Origin of the sequence: Bartonella sp. CL436QHHD, assembly GCF_042195105.1 — a bacterium.
Taxonomy (GTDB): Bacteria; Pseudomonadota; Alphaproteobacteria; order Rhizobiales; family Rhizobiaceae; genus Bartonella.
In genome coordinates, this window is record NZ_JBHINR010000039.1 from 1 (window position 1) to 2397 (window position 2397).

The 2397-nt window shown below is 46.3% G+C and carries 2 pseudogenes; both read left to right on the forward strand.

Annotated elements, in window-relative coordinates:
- Positions 1 to 1501 (forward strand): annotated as a pseudogene (locus ACFIKN_RS05970) (filamentous hemagglutinin); the annotation flags it as partial.
- A 17-nt stretch (positions 1502 to 1518) separates the two neighbouring features.
- Positions 1519 to 2397: pseudogene (locus tag ACFIKN_RS05975) on the forward strand (hemagglutinin repeat-containing protein); the annotation flags it as partial.

The window sequence follows — 2397 nt, forward strand, 5'->3', positions numbered from 1 at the left end:
CACTCTAAAAAACAAAGCCGATAGCACACCTGTCATCACGGAAAAAACGGAATATAGCGATATTTCATTCGAAAAACCAGACAAATATAATTTTCTCGATGGTAGGGATTTATATCATGATACGAGATCGAATAGCTGGGGCAAAGGAAAGCTTTCTAAGTGGCCGGCACTTAAAGACAAGAAAAACTTTATATTTGAACAGCAGGTTTGGGCGAGCAAAGAAGAAATCTACGGCACCGCAATTTCAAGCGATGGAACAGTCTATAAGGCATTTACTTGGGAATATAATGATAACAGAAAAGGCATAGAACAGTATTCCTGGAATGGTTCTCGGCAGAAGGGAGGATGGTTTGGGTCAATAAACGAAAATTGGTCACACATGACAGAAAAGACTGTCACGCAAGGGTTTTCTCATAAACCAACTGTTTCGGGGGTAATACAATCTAGTGGCAACCTCATCATTAACGCTGATACCATTGACAACCATTATAGCTCTATGAGAGCAGGGGGAAATGCCAATATCCACGCCAATGTGCTCACCAATTTGGGGGCAACAGCTTATAAAAACACTTATCTTGGTTGTCAGGCTTATACAGACAGTTGTTATGGCTATAAAGCTGATGGAAGCCGCGATGTTTCTTTAGATATAGCCAATGGCAAGGATCGCCAGATTGGTTCAGAAGCTTTGGAGAGCGTTCCTGGTCTTGTCCAAGCGGGCGGCACGTTGAATTTAGTGGTCGATCAACTCAATAACACGGCAGCGGAAGGTTCGATTACAGGGGATGCGCATTTTGAAGCAAAAACCGTTGAAGGCAATCCACTGGAGTCCTTAAGTGGTTTAACCGGGGCTGGCGCTCTCTTTACACCAAAAGTGGATCTCAATAATGCGGGGGAACTTTCTGAGGGGCTCCCTTTACCAAAACCCCAATCGGGTGGGGTTGGGGGCACGCTGCCCAATCAAAATTTCATTTATGAAACGCGGGCAGAATTCCTTGATGTTGGCAAGTTTTATGGCTCAGCCTATTATTTGAACAGAATTGGCTACAATCCTGACAGAGAGATTTTTTTCTTAGGCGATGCATATTTTGAAAAGCAGCTGATTGAGAAACAAATGCGTGATCTGGTTGGTCAAGGTTTGGGCAAAGGCTCCTTTATTCCTGGAAGTGATGCCATTGAACAAGTCAAAACCTTGCTAGATGGTGGGGCAGACTATGCAAAAGCCCACAATCTCCCTTTTGGTGAGGCTTTGAGTGAAGAACAATTGGCGTCCCTAGAAGCCCCAATGGTGATTTATGTGCGCCAACAGGTCAAGGGCATGGATGTTTACGCACCGGTGCTTTACATCCCTGAAAAAGACAGAGCCTCCTTTGTTTCTGCTGGGGCTTTGATCATGGGCGATGATGTCAATATCACCAGCCAGAATACGAGCAATTCAACGATTATCAATTCAGGGCGGATTGCGGCAAACCACCAATTGCATGTGCATGGTGGGGATATCCTCAGTCAAGGGGGGCANTCACCAGCCAGAATACGAGCAATTCAACGATTATCAATTCAGGGCGGATTGCGGCAAACCACCAATTGCATGTGCATGGTGGGGATATCCTCAGTCAAGGGGGGCATTTTGCGGCGGGTGGTGATGCTGTTATCCTTGCAGAGACGAATATTCGTTTAGATGCAGGGCGCACAACGGTTGACGGCGTGGAGACAGTATTAAACACCGAGGCGCTTTCTGCTGGGGGTAATGCGAGCGTGATTGCCAAACAAGATATTACCGCCTCAGGGGTGGGGATCACTACCGGAGGTGATCTTGCCATGGCTACAGAAGAAGGCAACTTGACGATCGGTTCAGCAGAAACCCATTACCATGATGAACAGGGTGATGCCACCATGCATCATAAATCTGTGTTAAACTCTGGAGGCTCGACGACACTTGCCTCTGGAAATAATTTGAATATTTTAGGCTCTGATGTTCAAGCAACGGATAATCTTTCCTTACAGGCAAAAGAAAACGTTTCGATTGATGCCACACGCAACAGTACCAATAGTCATCGCGGGGATCAAACCTTTCATGTCGCCGTGCACAATGGCTCTCATTTAAGTTCTGGAAAAGATACCACTGTTCTATCGGGTGGCGATATTCATATTGCTGCTTCCGATATAGATGCCAAGGGCAATGTTGGACTTGGCGCCCAAGGGGAGGTAGCGATAGGGGTAAGAAATGATGAGATGGAGTATCATCTTCAGGGCAAAAACACGAAAGTAGATATGCAAGCCTCTCATGCGGTTGGCTCTTCGATAAAATCGGGAGGTGATACCACTGTCATTGCAGGGCAGGATGGCAAACCGCATGATCTTAGCATCACAGGTAGTTCCATTGCGGCTGATGGCAAGGTG